At 70.6% G+C, this 15,125-nt stretch carries 15 protein-coding genes; 7 read left to right on the top strand and 8 right to left on the bottom strand.

Translation table 11 applies throughout. The features are described 5' to 3' along the window. Positions 1-48: 48 nt before the first annotated feature. On the top strand, positions 49-1,041 hold the full coding sequence (locus tag ACIA6A_RS07310) for a hypothetical protein (protein ID WP_396096579.1): 993 nt from the start codon (positions 49-51) through the stop codon (positions 1,039-1,041). A gap of 62 nt (positions 1,042-1,103) precedes the next feature. After that, the gene (locus tag ACIA6A_RS07305; RefSeq protein WP_396096578.1) at positions 1,104-1,913 is read left to right on the top strand and encodes a hypothetical protein; all 810 of its coding nucleotides are present in this window, start codon (positions 1,104-1,106) and stop codon (positions 1,911-1,913) included. Between the two features lie 287 nt (positions 1,914-2,200). Here the strand turns inward: ACIA6A_RS07305 and ACIA6A_RS07300 are convergent, their stop codons facing one another. The 3 genes from ACIA6A_RS07300 to pdxY all read right to left on the bottom strand — a co-directional run bounded on the left by ACIA6A_RS07300 (position 2,201) and on the right by pdxY (position 4,097). Further along, positions 2,201-2,380: a hypothetical protein gene (locus ACIA6A_RS07300; RefSeq protein WP_396096576.1), complete on the bottom strand. Its 180-nt coding sequence runs from the start codon at positions 2,378-2,380 to the stop codon at positions 2,201-2,203. A 241-nt stretch (positions 2,381-2,621) separates the two neighbouring features. After that, positions 2,622-3,203: a protein kinase gene (locus tag ACIA6A_RS07295; protein ID WP_396096575.1), complete on the bottom strand. Its 582-nt coding sequence runs from the start codon at positions 3,201-3,203 to the stop codon at positions 2,622-2,624. 42 nt (positions 3,204-3,245) lie between these two features. Then, a complete protein-coding gene (pdxY, locus tag ACIA6A_RS07290; protein WP_396096574.1) occupies positions 3,246-4,097 on the bottom strand; it encodes a pyridoxal kinase PdxY in 852 nt (283 codons plus the stop codon). Between the two features lie 182 nt (positions 4,098-4,279). Here pdxY and ACIA6A_RS07285 point away from each other — a divergent pair, with 182 nt between their 5' ends. After that, positions 4,280-5,617 (top strand): serine/threonine-protein kinase, encoded by a 1,338-nt coding sequence (locus tag ACIA6A_RS07285; RefSeq protein WP_396096572.1) that lies wholly within the window; start codon positions 4,280-4,282, stop codon positions 5,615-5,617. Here the strand turns inward: ACIA6A_RS07285 and ACIA6A_RS07280 are convergent, their stop codons facing one another. After that, positions 5,618-6,610 carry an aldo/keto reductase gene (locus tag ACIA6A_RS07280; protein ID WP_396096571.1) on the bottom strand — a complete coding sequence of 331 codons (993 nt, stop codon included), beginning with the start codon at positions 6,608-6,610 and terminating at the stop codon, positions 5,618-5,620. Positions 6,611-6,629: 19 nt separating this feature from the next. Next, positions 6,630-7,355 carry an SDR family oxidoreductase gene (locus ACIA6A_RS07275; protein WP_396097607.1) on the bottom strand — a complete coding sequence of 242 codons (726 nt, stop codon included), beginning with the start codon at positions 7,353-7,355 and terminating at the stop codon, positions 6,630-6,632. Here ACIA6A_RS07275 and ACIA6A_RS07270 point away from each other — a divergent pair. Beyond that, positions 7,339-7,797: a TetR-like C-terminal domain-containing protein gene (locus tag ACIA6A_RS07270; protein ID WP_396097606.1), complete on the top strand. Its 459-nt coding sequence runs from the start codon at positions 7,339-7,341 to the stop codon at positions 7,795-7,797. The genes ACIA6A_RS07275 and ACIA6A_RS07270 overlap by 17 nt on opposite strands. Positions 7,798-7,828: 31 nt before the next feature. Next, on the top strand, positions 7,829-8,686 hold the full coding sequence (locus tag ACIA6A_RS07265; protein ID WP_396096570.1) for an LLM class F420-dependent oxidoreductase: 858 nt from the start codon (positions 7,829-7,831) through the stop codon (positions 8,684-8,686). A gap of 25 nt (positions 8,687-8,711) precedes the next feature. Here ACIA6A_RS07265 and ACIA6A_RS07260 read toward each other — a convergent pair whose 3' ends face one another. Then, positions 8,712-10,313, bottom strand: a complete 1,602-nt coding sequence (locus ACIA6A_RS07260; RefSeq protein WP_396096569.1) for an MFS transporter — start codon at positions 10,311-10,313, stop codon at positions 8,712-8,714. A gap of 84 nt (positions 10,314-10,397) precedes the next feature. On the opposite strand from ACIA6A_RS07260, the gene ACIA6A_RS07255 reads away from it, so the two are divergent. Next, positions 10,398-10,781, top strand: coding sequence for a hypothetical protein (locus ACIA6A_RS07255; protein ID WP_396096568.1), 384 nt, complete (start codon positions 10,398-10,400; stop codon positions 10,779-10,781). 262 nt (positions 10,782-11,043) lie between these two features. On the opposite strand, the gene lon is transcribed toward ACIA6A_RS07255, so the two are convergent. Together lon and ACIA6A_RS07245 are read right to left on the bottom strand one after the other, a co-directional pair. Further along, on the bottom strand, positions 11,044-13,353 hold the full coding sequence (gene lon / locus ACIA6A_RS07250) for an endopeptidase La (protein ID WP_396096567.1): 2,310 nt from the start codon (positions 13,351-13,353) through the stop codon (positions 11,044-11,046). Positions 13,354-13,403: 50 nt separating this feature from the next. Beyond that, on the bottom strand, positions 13,404-14,291 hold the full coding sequence (locus ACIA6A_RS07245; RefSeq protein WP_396096566.1) for a fumarylacetoacetate hydrolase family protein: 888 nt from the start codon (positions 14,289-14,291) through the stop codon (positions 13,404-13,406). Between the two features lie 56 nt (positions 14,292-14,347). Here ACIA6A_RS07245 and ACIA6A_RS07240 point away from each other — a divergent pair, with 56 nt between their 5' ends. After that, a complete protein-coding gene (locus ACIA6A_RS07240) occupies positions 14,348-15,118 on the top strand; it encodes an IclR family transcriptional regulator (RefSeq protein ID WP_396096565.1) in 771 nt (256 codons plus the stop codon). The last annotated feature ends 7 nt before the right edge of the window (positions 15,119-15,125 follow it).

Raw genomic sequence — 15,125 nt, 5'->3', positions numbered from 1 at the left:
GAACCACGTTAGCAGGCATCGTGGTCCGCTCACCCCCGACTCAACACCATGACCGAACGGCCGCCCGAGAACGGGAGTCCCAACGGCGACGGGCCCCGGAATCCCTTCCGCCGACACGGTCTTGCCATCCTGGCCATTGGCGGCGCGGTCTCCAGCGCCATTCAAATCGTCACCACTGGCAGACCAACGACACAGGGTCTGATCATCGCCGGCGTCATCCTTGGCGCAGGCTTCGCCCCTTTGACATATCAGATCGGCAGGAATCGACGACGGAACGACGGAACAGGAGTTCCGATAATCGACTATCTCATGCTCGAACAGGAGCGGGATGCCCTCATGGATCGCGTGGAGAGCTACGAACTGGAACTACAGAACATTCGGAGCGCCCTCGAGGCGGCTTTCGGTTCGACCAGGCCGTACAGCGACGAAATGCAGATCATTTTTGATATAGGCACCCGGCCGAGCAGCGATCACGTCGAAGAAAGCCACATCACCATGGCTCGCGAGGGGGAGGTCGTCCACTGGTACGCACTAGAGGCGTTCAGCAGAGGTAGAGAGCAGGCAATGCACTGGCGTGAGGTAGTCACGCACCTCACACGCGTACGCGCCATCGGCCACGAGCAGGTGACCGCCGTCGAGCTCACCAGCGCCCTGACACCACGCGCCCTGATCACGTTCGCGCCACCGCAGCGGAGCGTGCGCTGGGAGGTCCGCTACCGCTGCCCAGGATACTGGGACAAACTTCGCCAGGGCGGACAGCGCTTCGAGTGGATGCCTCCACCCGCCAGCCCGGGTGAGGATAACGGCCGACGCAGCTCCGCACGCGCGGTCACGTTCATCTTCCGCATCCCGACCACGCTCGGCACCCTCAAGGCTTACGACCTACCGAAAGGGGTGGCCTTTGAACAGGCCGCCGCCGACGCACACGATCGCACCTACCGGATCGGTATAGCAGATCTCTCCGCGCTCCTCGAGCCACCCGGAACTGGCATCGATCCGATCAAATGGTATCTGGAACTGAGCCCAGAGGGTGCGCTATGAAATGGCCGAGCACCGCACTGCGCCGAACGCTCCGACGGCTGTCCAGGGCCGCCTCACCAGGAATGTGGGCCGCCGTCGCCGCCGTCGCCGGACTGAACCTGGCCCTCGCCCTGAGCTCCAGCGCACGATGGATCTCGCCTATTGTCGCCCTCGCCGCCCTCTTGGCCGGAATCACCTTCCTGTTATGCCCAAGAAACAACGCGCCCCCGGCCGAGAATGATCACGCGGCCTCTCCGGTCACGCCCCCCGGCGGATGGGCACCGGAGCGCGCGGCCGACGACACCGACTTCGACGAGGATCTGGAACTGACGGTCTGGGTCGGGAAGGACGCTGACGGCGACCACGTCCTGGAAAGGCGCCTCACCCGGCCCCACCACGCCATTGAGGGACGCACCCTCACCCTCATCTCGCCCTATGTGGAATCCCACGCGAGGGCCACCCCCGTAGCGCCTCACCTGACGGTCGACACCGGGGCCGTGACGGCGCATTGGCAGAGTGGCACGACACCGGGCCGCGGGATTGTCCTCTTCGACACCCCAGCACGGGAGGTGCCGCTGCGCTGGAACATGTCGTACCGCATCCCCGGCGGGCTCTGGAACCCACTGAGGTCGATCGGATTCGACGTGCTGCGCTATGACGTCCGCAATTTCCCGATCGGCAGGTTCTCCGTCAGGTTCGTCGTCGACCGCAGCGCCCACGACATCTTCGTCCGGGAGCGCAGCGGGCGCGGGACCATCAGTGAGTCCGCGAGGGACGCGGAGGGTAATGTCATCCGGGTCTGGACCAGCCATCCCGCCGCCCCGGTCGAATACGAGTGGGACCTGAGTATCGAGTGGAACGACAACCGGCCAGACGGGCCCGCATGGCGCTGAGCCGAGGGTGACGTACCCGAAGTCCGGCGTTTCAGTCGCCGCATAAGATGGCATATGTCAGAATTGCCCCGCAATGCCTGTGAGCAGGCGCAGTCACCTCGGGACAGCGGTCGGTGCAGCTCTGACCGCCCCATCACGCTGCGAGGGTAACGATGACCGATATTCGCACAGCACCACGGAACCACGGCGGAGAAGGCTCCGCAGGCTGATTCACCCGTGGCCGGGAGCAGACAGCAGCCACCGCGGCCACGTCTGCTCCCCCACCGCCTACCGCCGGGTGTTCGGCCTCAGCCGACGGTGATGCGGGCATCGGTGAAGATGACCTTCACCTTGGTGTCGCCGCCGGCGGAGGCGCCGAAAGTGACCCGGCCGTCGGCCCGGCGCGGGCCCGAGGTCCTGCCCCCGGACAGGTCGCTGGTCAGGACTACCTTGCCGTCCACCGACAGCTTGGCGGCGTTCTTGAGCACGTCGATCGCGATCAGGTGCCGGCCCGATTTCTCGATCGGGAGTTCCTTGAGCGTGCCCGACTGCCGGCTACGGAAGTCGGAGTGACCGACCGCGTCGTCCTCCAGGAAGTGGTTGGCGACATAGTCGGCACAGATCTGCGCGTAGTAGCCGTCAACGACGTGGTCCGCCCGACAAGGCCGTCGTCGAAGGCGCAGCCGTCGTCGCCGTCACCGACGACGATCGACCAGAATTCGGCCGCGGTCAGCGGGTCGAAGAGCTCCGTGGCGGACTGCCGGGTCGTATCCGTCGGCGCGGTGGTGGGCGTGGCCGTGGCCGTGCGGGACGACGACGCTCTGGGGACGACGGCGGCCGCGGCGACCCCGGCGAGGCGCCACCGGCGACGGCTCCTGCCGAAGCCGCGTGCCGCCTCGACCGCGCGGTGCACCTCGGCCGGACCGGGGCAACCTGGTCCGGTCCGGCGGTCAGGTCCAGGAGGAGTTCCTGCGCGGTCGGGCGGTGGGCGGGCTCCTTGACCAGTGCCCGGCCGACGATCCCGGCCAGAGCTGGGGAACGCATGTACGCGAGAGTGCCGACCATCTCCTCCGCGCGCGTGTGGTGACTCGTCGCCTCCACGGCTTTCGCGATGCCGAGGTCGATGACTTTCGGCGAGCCCAGCGCGAACAGCACGTTCGCCGGTTTCAGGTCCCGGTGCACGATCCCGGCACTGTGGATCGCGACCAGGGCCGACGCGACACCGACCGCGAGGCTGTGCAGGCTGCCGCCGCGCAACGGGCCCTGATCCCGGATGACCTCGGTCAGGCTCGGCCCGTCGACGTACTCCACCACCAGGACGCAGCGGTGAAGTCACGCGGGCACTCTAGGCGGTCAGCGCACCTGCTCGGCACTGAACTGCATCCGTGGCGTCGCGTAGAACTCCTGGGCCTGCACCAGCTGGAGCTCGCGTTCGCCGGAGCGGTAGGTGGTCTCGATCAGATCGAAGACGCTCGAAGCGGTGCGTTCCAGCGACACCGCCGCGTCCCCGGTTGTCGCGTAGTGGGCGGTGAACAGGGCGGCGGTGACGTCACCGGACCCGTTGGCCTTGAACGGCAGGTGCGGGGTGTTCACGATCCAGGCCCCGGCGGCGTCCACGACGAGCATCTCGATCGTGCCCTCCTCGCGGTCCGGGCGTTCCACGCTGGTGACCAGCACGGTCGAGGGGCCCATGGCGCGGGCGAGGTCGGCCGAGGCGAGGGTCGACGCGATGCTCGCCGGTTCGGTGCCGGTGAGGAAGCCCAGTTCGAACTGGTTCGGGGTGATGATGTCGGCCACCGGCACGACCCGGTCGCGCAGCAGGACCGGGATCTCGGGGGCGACGAAGCAGCCGGACCTGGCGTTGCCCATGACCGGGTCGCAGGCGTAGACCGCCGCGGGGTTCGCGGCCTTGACCCGGCGCACGGCGTCGACGATGACGTCGGCGATGCCGGCCCCGCCCTGGTATCCGGACAGCACCGCGTCGATCCTCGGGAACACGCCGCGTTCCTCGACGCCGAGGAGGACCTCGGCCACGTCCGGCGGCGGGATGAGCGGGCCCCGCCAGGCGCCGTAGCCCGTGTGGTTGGAGAAGTTCACCGTGTGGACCGGGATGACCTCGACGCCGAGGCGCTGCAGCGGGAACACGGCCGCGGAGTTGCCGACATGGCCGTAGGCGACCGCTGACTGGATGGACAGAACCTTCATCCGCCCAGCTTAGAGACCCGTCCCCGGCCGCGGGACGCGACCGTCGGACAGCACCCATCGATCGGCGCGGTTTTGTCGGGGCGGCGGCAGGGTAGGATCTGCGGACATCCACCGGGCCGGCGGGCAGAGCTGCGGCGTGGTTCTTGCGGTGGGTGATGGCGCCGGTGTCGGGGGAGTTCGCGGTGCAGGAATTGGCAGGACGTTACCGGGTCGGCAAGGCCGTCGGCAGCGGCGGCAGTGCGGTGGTCCATCGAGGCTTCGACCGTACGCTGCGGCGCCACGTCGCGATCAAGTTGTTCTTCCCGTACGGATCGTATGCCGCCGGTGCCGCGGACGCCGTGCTGCAGGAGGCGCGCACCGCGGCGGGGCTCAACCACCCGAACATCGCCCAGGTCTACGACTTCGGTGAGGTCACCGACGGCGGCGAGCGCACCCCGTACATGATCATGGAGTTTCTGGCCGGCGAGACGCTGGCCGACCGGATCGCGGGCACCGGCGCCCTGCCGTGGCGCCGGGCCGCCGAGATCTGCGCGGACATCGCCACCGCGCTGGCCGTCGCCCACGAGCAGAACCTGGTGCATCGCGACGTCAAGCCGCGCAATGTGATGCTCACCCCGGACGGGACGAAGGTCCTCGACTTCGGGATCGCGGCCGCGGCGGGCAAGAACGCCGTCGACACCCAGGGCCGGCTGTGGGGCACCCCGGCGACGCTCGCGCCGGAGCAGCTGCGCGGTGAGGCGACGTTCCCGGCCGCCGACGTGTACGCGCTCGGCCTGCTGTTGTTCGAGTGCCTCACCGCTTCGCGGGCGTGGCCGGGCACCAGCATCATGGAGATCATCGCCGCCCGGCACAACCGTCCGGCGCCGCGGTTGCCGCGGATCCCCGAGCTGCCCCGCGAGATCATCCGCCTGTACGAGGCGTGCACGGCGGACGATCCGGCCCGGCGCCCGACCGCGGCGGCGGCCGCCGAGATCCTGCGCCGGTGCTCGGAGCCGCTCACCGCGTTGATCCCGGCGGTCCGGACGACGCGTTCCGGGCGGCGCACCGTCGTGACGGTGACGCTGGGTGCCGTCACCGTGGCGCTGAGCGTGCTGGGTCTGCAGCTCGCCAACGGGGCCGAGACCCCGGGTGGTCATCCGGCCGACGCCGCGGTCGGCGAGACCCCGCCGGCCGCGTCGGCGCCGGCCCTGGTGGTCTCGTCGGCCCCGCCGTCGGCCGCACCCGAGCCCGCGGCCACCACGGTCGTGCCGGTGACCGTGCGCACGAGTGCACCCGTGTGGCGCACCACGTCGCCGAAGCCGTCGGTCAGTGCCTCCTCGCCCAGCCCGTCGCCGTCGACGCCGTCCGCGTCACCGTCGGACTCCCCGTCGCCGGAACCGTCGACGACACCGGAGTCGCCGGACGTCAGCTCGCCGCCGGTCGAGCCGGAGGAGCCGGGCACCGATCCGGAGCCGTCGACGCCGCCGGAGGAGCCGCCGGTGGTGGTGCCGCCCACCGGCGAGGCCCAAGGGCTGGTCTGATCACCAGGCGTACGCCTCCGGGGCGGGCTTGGCGCCGTTGGTCCCCGGCGGCGGGAACAGCTCGTCGAGCCGGGCCAGGGTGGGTTCGTCCAGCTTGATCCGCAGGGCGTGCAGGGCGCCGTCGAGCTGGGCGGCGGTGCGCGGGCCGATGATGGGCCCGGTCACGCCGGGCTGAGCCAGCAACCAGGCCAGCCCCACGTTCGCCGGGTCCTCGCCGAGGTCCGCGCACAGTTTTTCGTACCCGTCGATGGCGTCCCGGTGTTTGGCCAGCGTGGCGGCCGAGCGTTCCGAGGTGCTGCGGGAGGCGCCGCCCTCGCGTTGTTTGCGCAGGACCCCGCCGAGCAGGCCGCTGTGCAACGGTGACCAGGGGATCACGCCGATGCCGTACTCGCGGGCGGCGGGCAGCACCTCGAGCTCGACCCAGCGGGTCAGCAGGTTGTAGATGGACTGTTCGCTGACCAGGCCGAGGAAGTGCCGGGTCCGGGCGGCTTCCTGGGCCTGGGCGAGGTGCCAGCCGGCGAAGTTCGACGAGCCGAAGTAGAGGACCTTGCCCTGCTGGCGCAGGACGCTGAACGCTTCCCAGATCTCGTCCCACGGGGTGGTCCGGTCGATGTGGTGCATCTGATACAGGTCGATGTAGTCGGTCCGCAGCCGTTTGAGTGACGCGTCGCAGGCCCGGCGGATGTTGAGCGCGGAGGACAGGTCGTCGTTGGGCCAGTCCCCCATGCTGCCGTAGTACTTGGTGGCCAGCACGGTCTTCTCGCGGCGGTTGCCACCGCCGGCGAACCAGCGGCCGATGATGTTCTCGGTGACGCCTTCGCCCTGCTTCCAGCCGTACACGTTGGCGGTGTCGAAGAAGTTGATGCCGTGCTCGTGGGCGCGGTCCATGATCGCGTGACTGTCGTCCTCGGACGTCTCCGGGCCGAAGTTCATGGTGCCGAGCACGAGCCGGGACACGGACAGGCCACTACGACCCAGGCGGGTGTATTCCATCCTGCGAACCTACGCCGGATCAGGCGGCGCCGCCGTTGGCGTAGAGGATCTGGCCGTTGACCCAGCGGGCGGGTCCGGCGAGGAACGCGGCCACCTCGGCGATGTCCTCGGGGATGCCGAGGCGTTCCATCGGGTTGAGGCTCGCGATGTGGTTGATGACCTGTTCGCTCTTGCCCTCGAAGAACAGCGGGGTGGCGGTGGGTCCGGGGGCGATGGTGTTGACCGTGACGTCGCGGCCGCGCAGCTCCCGGGCGAGGATGAGCGTCATCGCCTCGACGGCACCCTTGGACGCGGCGTAGGCGCCGTAGGTGGGCATCTGCAGCCGGGTGATCGACGTCGAGAAATTGATGATCGCCCCGCCGGCTCGGACCTGCCGGGCGGCGAGCCGGCTGATGACGAAACTGCCGCGGACGTTCGTACGCTGGATCCGGTCGAAGGTTTCGAGGTCCATCTCGGCGATCGGGGCGAGCGGCATGATGCCGGCGGTGTTCGCGATGACGTCGATGCCGCCGAAGGTGTCGGTGGCGTGCTGGAACAGGCCGGCCATGGCCTCGGGGTCGGCGACGTCGCCGCCGAACGCGGTGGCCTGTCCCCCGGCGGCGGTGACGGCCTTCACGGTGTCCTGGGCCTTGGCCTCGTTGCCGCTGTAGTGCACCACCACCGCGGTGCCGTCCTGGGCGAGGCGTTCGGCGACGGCGCGGCCGATACCGCCGGAACCGCCGGTGACGATGGCGACACAGCACAGCGGCGCGGGCGCGGCCGGCGCCCTGGCCGCCGAGGCCTACTTCGCCCACAGCGAGCACCAGCTGGAATTCCCCGACACCGGCGACATCCGGGCCGACCTCACCGTCCAGCTGTGCGCGTTCGTGCGGCTGCTCACCCACGACGGCACCGGCACGGTCCTCGCCGGGCTGATCGGCCTGGCCCAGACCGACCCGGAACTGTCCGCGGCGTTCTCCGAGCACTACGCCGCGCCCCGCCGCGCGCTGGCCCTGACCGCGTTCGAGAAGGCCCGCGACCGGGGACAACTGCGCGACGACATCGACCTCGGCATCCTCGTCGACCAGCTCTGGGGCGCCTGCTACCACCGCCTGCTCATCCCCGACGCACCCCTGAGCGAGGCCTACGCCACCGCCCTCGTGAACAACGTCCTCGACGGCGCGTCGCCCCCGGTAGTGGTTAGGTGAAGACTCGCTCTCCGACTGAGATGAGGACCTCGTGGAACTGGGTTTGCACATCGCCGACTTCACCTGGGACGGCGGCCCCAAAGCCCTGGCCCCGGCCCTGGCCCGGCACGTACGCGACGGTGAGAGTGCCGGCGTCACCCGGATCACGGTCATGGACCACTTCTGGCAGATCAACGGCGTCGGCCCGGCCGAGACCGACATGCTGGAGGCCTACACGCTGCTCGGCTACCTCGCCGCGCACACCAGCACCGCCCGCCTGCACACGCTGGTGACCGGTGTCATCTATCGCGAACCGGCGCTGCTGGCCAAGGCCATCAGCACCCTCGACGTGCTGTCCGGTGGCCGGGCCGGCCTCGGCATCGGCGCGGCCTGGAACGAGGACGAGTCCGTGGGGCTGGGCTTCCGCTTCCCGCCGACCAAGGAACGCATGGACCGCCTCGAGGAGGCCATCCGCATCTGCCTGCAGATGTGGTCACCCTCCGAGGAGGGCTTCGACGGCGAGTACTACCAGCTCGGACGGACCCTCAACACTCCGCAGCCGCTGCAGGGCGACCGGCCGTACCTGATGATCGGTGGCGGCGGCGAACAGCGCACCCTCAAGCTCGTCGCGCAGTACGCCGACGCGTGCAACATCTTCGCCGGGCCGGAGGCGGCCCACAAACTCGACGTGCTGCGCGCGCACTGCGACAAGCTCGACCGGGACTACGACACCATCGAGAAGACCGCGATCACCCGCATGGACCCGGCCACGACCGCCGACGACATCGTGCGCACCGGCCACGAGCTGGCCGGGCTCGGCTACACGGCGCTCTACGTGTACGCCACCGGGATCACCGATCCCACCGCCATCATCGACGTGATGGGCTCGGCGGTGTCCCAGCTGGCCTGAATCCCGCGCGTACGGCACGTTCCCGTCACCGATCGCACGGCGCGCCCCGGTGCGGGGTGTACCGGGCTTCGACGGTGAACGTGCCGGCCGCCGGGGTGACCAGCTCGGTCCATTCACCACGGCGCGCCAGGCAGGCCCCCTCGACGGTCAGCCACGGTGACCAGGCCACCCGCAGCACGGTCGATCCCGGGCCGGGCATCCGGACGGTGACGGACGCCGGGTCGACGCGGGTGACGGTCGCGGGTGCGCCGGCCAGCCCGGTGGCGGCCTCGACCCGGTAGACCCGCCAGTCCGGGTTCTGCCACACCGGCGACAGCCACGACGGGCCGGCCGCGACGATCCTGGCCTCGGCGATCCCGGCACCGTCCAGTTTCGCGCTCGGCAGCACCACATAACCGACGCCCCATGTCCTCAGCCAGTCCCGGTAGGTGGCCGCGGTCAGGGTGCCGTCGTAGAACAGCGGGTTGCGTCCGGCGTCGGCCTGCCGGTTCCAGCCCCGGGCCAGGTTGACGTGCGGTGCGACGCCGAACGCCTCCCCGTGCGTCCGCAGCGGCACCACCTCGACGCGTCCCCGCTCGGCGCCGAGCTGCCGGAGCTCGGCGAGCAGCGGCCGGGCGTCGGCGACCGCGTCCATCCGGGTGTAGTCGTTGACCGGTTGCACCACGGTCCAGACCACCAGCCCGGCTGTGGCCACGTAGGTCGCCACCATCCACCGGCCGGTGCGTTCCCGCAGGACGGCGGCACCGATGAGGATCGCCGCGGCTCCCAGCAGGGCGAGTCGTTGCACGTTGCTGCCGATCGGGGTGGGCAGCAACCAGCACAACGCGGCACCGGCGCAGTACACCCACGCGCCGGCCCGTACCGTCCGCCATGACCGTGGGGTCAGCACCGCGACGGAGGCCGCGGCGGCGCAGGTCAGCAGCGCGGAACCCAGCGGGAACGGCTGGACGCCGGAGAACGGGAACAGCAGCGTGGTCGCCCCGATCACCAGCGGTGGCCCGGGAGCGAGCCACAGGGCGGGCCGGCGGCGGCCGGTCAGGAACAGTGCCGCGGCCAGCACCGCGACGAAGAGTCCGGCGACCGGGCTGCACAGGGTGGCCACCGTGCCGAACAGCGCCGCGAGCACCGGCCGGGGCGCGCGGCGGCCGGTCCCGGGAAGCACGGTCCCGGGAAGCACGGGACCGGGCAGCACGGCGATGGCGGCGGCCAGGACGAACACCATGCCGAGCAGGTAGGTGACCCGGCCGGTGGCGAGGTTTCCCCAGACGGCGAGCGCCAGCCAGAGCGCCGGCACCAGCGGCCGGCCGATCCCGGAACGGCTCACCAGCAGACCACCGAGCACGGCCGAGGCGATACAGGCCAGCACGCCGGTGGTCCGGACCCCGATCAAGGCCATCAGGTACGGCGAGACGGCGCTGTACGACATCGGATGCATCCCGCCGTACCAGGAGAAGTTGTACGCCGATCCGGGATGGCGCCGGACGAAGTCGGTCCAGGCGTACTGGGCGGTGAGATCGCCCGAGTTACGGGCCAGCCACCCGGCCCACACCACACCGAGCGCGCCGGCGAGCAGGCCGGCGGCAACGGCGGGGTAATCCCAGCGGCGTATCTCGGTTGTGTTCCTCATCGTCCCGGCACGCTAGTCGTGGCGCCGGTACTTGCGCGAGACCTGACGTGAATGCGCGGCTCCTACTCGGGGTACAGCGTCAGCATGAGTTCATCGATCGATGAGGACGCGCCCGCACTGGCGACCGTGGCGGCTGAAGCGGTCGGGTTGCTGAACGACGCAACCGGGCCGGAGGTCGGGTACCCGGGCCTGGCCGGCTCGGACGACGTCGAGGACGTGCTCGCCGCGCTGAACCGGATGGCCGGGGACCTGCGCCAGACCGTGGCCCAGCTCACGCGCTACCTCAACGACGAGGTCACCACGGAGCTCTCGGCATCCGGCACGACCGGCCGGCACGGCAGCACCGTCGCGGCCGCCAGGCGTGCCCTGCAGGAGGTCCAGGAGAACACCCGGACGCTGGCCGAGGCGCTGACCACTGCCGAGACCGCGATATCCGCGCTGCGCCCGTCAGCTGACCGGAGAGGGTGATCGCGCGAGGAAACCATGACTTCGGTAATCCTGGTCATCTCCCTCAACGACGGCCGCACCATCCCCAACTGGGCTTCGGTGTCTTCCAGGTTCCGCCGGAAGAAACCCGTGCGGCGGTCGAGGCGGCCGTCGAGGCCGGCTGCGCGCCGAGACCCAGGTGATCACCCAGATCGCTCGTGAGGCGGTGCGCCAGGAGCTGACCTCCGCCCACCCGGGCCCTGGCCATGGATGACATGGCCAGGGCCCGGGGCCGCCGGAACCCTCAGGCCGCCGCGGTGACGTTCGCCGAGACCGGTTCCAGGGCTGTTTCCAGGATCTCGCGGACGTCGGAGACGGTGTGTACGGTCAGTGCGGTCAGGACGTCGGCCGGGACGTCGTCGAGGTCGGGGGCGTTGCGCTGCGGCAGGTAGACCTCGGTGAGGCCGGCCCGCTGGGCGGCGAGCAGTTTCTGCTTGACCCCGCCGATCGGCAGCACCCGGCCGGTCAATGAGACCTCACCGGTCATGCCGACGTCCGCGCGGACGTTGCGGCCCAGCAGCAGCGAGACCAGCGCGGTCGTCATCGTGACGCCCGCCGAGGGGCCGTCCTTGGGCACCGCTCCCGCCGGCACGTGCAGGTGGATCGGGTGGTCCAGTTGTTCCGGTGAGACGCCGAGTTCGTCGGCGTGGGCCCGGACGTAGGACAGCGCGATCTGCGCCGATTCTTTCATCACGTCGCCGAGCTGGCCGGTGACCGACAGGCCGCCCTTGTCGCCGGGCAGCAGGGATGCCTCGATGTAGAGGACGTCGCCGCCCATCCCGGTCACGGCCAGGCCGGTCGACACCCCGGGCACGGCCGTACGCTCGGACGACTCCGGTGTGAAGCGGGGGCGGCCGATCAGGTCCTTGAGGTCCTCGGCCGCGACCGTGGCCGGCAGCTCGCGCAGGGCGACCTTGCGGAACGCCTTGGCCAGCAGCCGCTCGAACGAGCGGACACCGGCCTCGCGGGTGTAGTTCGCGGCGATCTCGCGCAACGCGTCGTCGGTGACGGTGACCTCGTCGGCGGACAGGGCCGCGCGTTCGAGCTGGCGGGGCAGCAGGAAATCGCGGGCGATGGCGACCTTGTCGTTCTCGGTGTAACCGTCGATGGAGATGAGCTCCATCCGGTCGAACAGCGCCTGCGGGATGGAGTCCAGCACGTTCGCGGTCGCGATGAACAGGACGTCGGACAGGTCCAGGTCGAGGTCGAGGTAGTGGTCGCGGAACGTGTGGTTCTGTGCCGGGTCGAGCACCTCGAGCAGCGCCGCCGCCGGGTCGCCGCGGTAGTCGCTGCCGACCTTGTCGACCTCGTCGAGCAGCACGACCGGGTTCATCGAGCCGGCCTCGCGGATGGCGCGCACGATGCGGCCGGGAAGGGCACCCACGTACGTACGGCGATGTCCGCGGATCTCCGCCTCGTCCCGGACGCCGCCGAGCGCGACCCGGACGAACTTGCGGCCCAGGGTGCGCGCGACCGATTCGCCGAGGGAGGTCTTGCCGACCCCGGGCGGGCCGGCGAGCAGGATCACCGCGCCGGATCCGCGGCCGCCGACGTTGGCCGTGCCCCGCGACTCGCGGCGGGCGCGGACGCCGAGGTATTCGACGATGCGGTCCTTGACCTCGTCGAGGCCGTGGTGGTCGGCGTCGAGCACCGCGCGGGCGGCGGCCAGGTCGGTGTTGTCGGTGGTGCGCTCGCTCCAGGGCAGGGCGAGCACGGTGTCCAGCCAGGTCCGCAGGTAGCCCGCCTCGGGGTTCTGGTCGCCGGCGCGTTCGAGCTTGTCGACCTCGCGCAGCGCGGCCTCGCGTACGGAATCGGGCAGGTCGGCCCCCTCGACGCGGGCGCGGTAGTCGTCGGTGCCGGCGGCGTCGCCTTCGCCGAGTTCCTTGCGGATGGCCTTGAGCTGCTCGCGCAGCAGGTATTCGCGGTTGCGCTTCTCGACCGACTCGCGGACGTCGGTGTCGATCTTGTCGCTGACCTCGGACTCGGCCAGGAAGTCCCGGGTCCAGTCGATGAGCAGCGTCAGCCGGGCCTCGACGTCGGGGGTCTCCAGCAGTTCGCGCTTGCGGTCGTTGGACAGGTATGGCGCCCAGCCCGCGGTGTCGGCCAGGTCACCGGGGTCGTCGATGGCGCTGACCGAGTCGATGACCTGCCAGGCCTCGCGGCGCTGCAGCACGGAGACGACCAGCTGCTTGTATTCGGCGGCGAGTTCGCGGGCGTGCTCACCGGGCCTGCCGGCCTCGACCGGTTCGGCCTCGACCCACAGGGCCGCGCCGGGACCGGTCACACCGCTGCCGATACGGGCGCGGGTGCCGGTGCGCAGCATCGCGGCGGGCGAGCCGCCCCGGGACTTGCCGATCTGCCGCACGGTGGCCACGACGCCGTGCGAGGCGTAGCGGTCCTCGAGGCGCGGGGCGATGAGCAGTTCGGAGCCGGACGAGGTGCGGGCCGCGTCGACGGCGGCCTGCGCCGCCTCGTCCATCTCGACCTGCACGACCATGCCCGGGAGCAGGACGATGTCGTCGAGGAACAGTACGGGGAGTCGTTTGCTGGTCACCGGGTACCTCCGAAAAAGTTGAGTACATGCTGCTCAACTTCGGGCGGCGGCTATGTCTTCCGGCGTTCACTGCCAGCGAAATCCCGGGGGGCCGCGGCGCCGACCGCGACAACCGGATTGGTCAGCGTCCCGAGCGCCGGGGAGGTGATCTCGATCGTGTCGCCGGGCCGCGTGGTGAAGCCGGCGTCCGGGACCATGCCGGTGCCGGTCAGCAGCACCGCACCGGCCGGGAAGCTCAGCGCCCGGAACAACCAGCCGGCCAGTTCCCCGAAGCCGCGGGCCATCGCCGCGGTGGAGGTCGTCGCCGCATAGATCTCGCGGCCCGCCCGATGCACCCGCAACCCGATCGGGAAGGGTCCGGGACCGGCCGTCCAGCTCGGCACGATCGCCGGCCCCAGGGCGCAGGAGCGGTCGTAGATCTTGGCCTGCGGCAGGTAGAGCGGGTTCTCGCCCTCGATCGACCGGCTGCTCATGTCGTTGGCCAGGGTGTACCCGAAGATCTCGCCGGACGCGCCGAGCACCAGGGCGACCTCGGCCTCGGGGACGTCCCAGCCGGAGTCGGCGCGGATGCCGACGGCGTCCCGGTCGCCGACGACCCGCCACGGGCTGGACTTGAAGAAGATCTCGGGCCGGTCGCTGTCGTACACGTGGTCGTAGAGGGCGCCGTGCCCGGACTCCTCCTTGCGGCCGTCGCGACTGCGCAGGTACGTCACCCCGGCCGCCCACACCTCCTGCCGGTCCACGGGTGGCAGCACCGTGTCGCCGGGCATGGTGCCGCCGGCGGCGTCCGCGGCGGCGTCGACCACCGCCCGGGCCTCGTCGAGCGGCAGGGCGAGCAGGTCGCCGAGGGTACGGTCGAGCGCACCCCACCGGCCGTCGCGGCATACCGCCCAGCGCGTCGTGTCACCGGCGCGCAGGTGGTGGATAGTGATCGACATCTGACCGTCCTCGGTGTGTTGATATAGGTCGAGACCGACGAAGGGATTCACCCGACATGCCCCGTGTGGTTCCGGCGGTCACCCGCGCACTCGACATTCTCGAACTGTTCCTGGACCGCCCCCAGTTGTCGGCCCGCGATGTGGCCGAACGGCTGGACCTGCCCCGCACCACCGTCCACGAGTTGCTCGTCACGCTGGTGGCCCGTTCGTACCTGATCGCCGTCCCGGGTCAGCCGGTGCGTTACCGGCTCGGCATGCCGCTGTTCCAGCTGGGCTCGGCGTTCGCCGGCCGGCTCGACCTGGTCCGGGAGGCGCGGGGGGTGACCCACGAGATCGCCGCGGCCTGCGACGAGGCGGTCCACGTGGCCGTGCTCGACGGCGCCGACGTGGTCTACCTGGTCAAGGTCGACAGCACGCATCCCGTACGGATGGTCTCCGGGGTCGGATTGCGGTTGCCGGCGCATTGCACGGCGGTGGGCAAGGTGCTGCTGGCGGATCTCGATCGGGCCGGCCTGGACGCGGTGCTGCCGGCGGGCGACCTGCCGGGCATGACGCCGGACAGCATCACCGACCCGGACCGGCTGCGGGATCATCTCGCCCGGGTGCGGGACGAGGGTGTCGCGTTCGACGACGGTGAGTCCGACAGTGCCATGCGGTGCGTCGCCGCGGCGGTCCGCGACCACACCGGCAGTGCCGTCGCCGCCATGAGCATCTCCGCGCCGATCATCCGCTGGACGCCGGGGACGCACGAGCAGTGGACCGGCCTGGTTCGCGAGGGCGCGGCCACGCTGTCCGCCCGGATGGGGCACCAGACCCCGTCCCGATAGCGAACTC

This window comes from Actinoplanes sp. NPDC051494, assembly GCF_044454705.1.
Lineage (GTDB): Bacteria > Actinomycetota > Actinomycetes > Mycobacteriales > Micromonosporaceae > Actinoplanes.
Note: the sequence above shows the minus strand (reverse complement) of the source record. Positions and strands in the feature narration are given on the sequence as shown.

Excerpts from the sequence above, each read along its gene's own strand:
- ACIA6A_RS07270 (WP_396097606.1), top strand. The coding sequence starts at position 7,339 with ATGGCGACACAGCACAGCGGCGCGGGCGCGGCCGGCGCCCTGGCCGCC.
- ACIA6A_RS07305 (WP_396096578.1), top strand. The coding sequence starts at position 1,104 with ATGTGGGCCGCCGTCGCCGCCGTCGCCGGACTGAACCTGGCCCTCGCC.
- ACIA6A_RS07310 (WP_396096579.1), top strand. The coding sequence starts at position 49 with ATGACCGAACGGCCGCCCGAGAACGGGAGTCCCAACGGCGACGGGCCC.
- ACIA6A_RS07260 (WP_396096569.1), bottom strand. The coding sequence starts at position 10,313 with ATGAGGAACACAACCGAGATACGCCGCTGGGATTACCCCGCCGTTGCC.
- ACIA6A_RS07280 (WP_396096571.1), bottom strand. The coding sequence starts at position 6,610 with ATGGAATACACCCGCCTGGGTCGTAGTGGCCTGTCCGTGTCCCGGCTC.
- ACIA6A_RS07245 (WP_396096566.1), bottom strand. The coding sequence starts at position 14,291 with ATGTCGATCACTATCCACCACCTGCGCGCCGGTGACACGACGCGCTGG.
- ACIA6A_RS07240 (WP_396096565.1), top strand. The coding sequence starts at position 14,348 with ATGCCCCGTGTGGTTCCGGCGGTCACCCGCGCACTCGACATTCTCGAA.
- pdxY (WP_396096574.1), bottom strand. The coding sequence starts at position 4,097 with ATGAAGGTTCTGTCCATCCAGTCAGCGGTCGCCTACGGCCATGTCGGC.
- ACIA6A_RS07255 (WP_396096568.1), top strand. The coding sequence starts at position 10,398 with ATGAGTTCATCGATCGATGAGGACGCGCCCGCACTGGCGACCGTGGCG.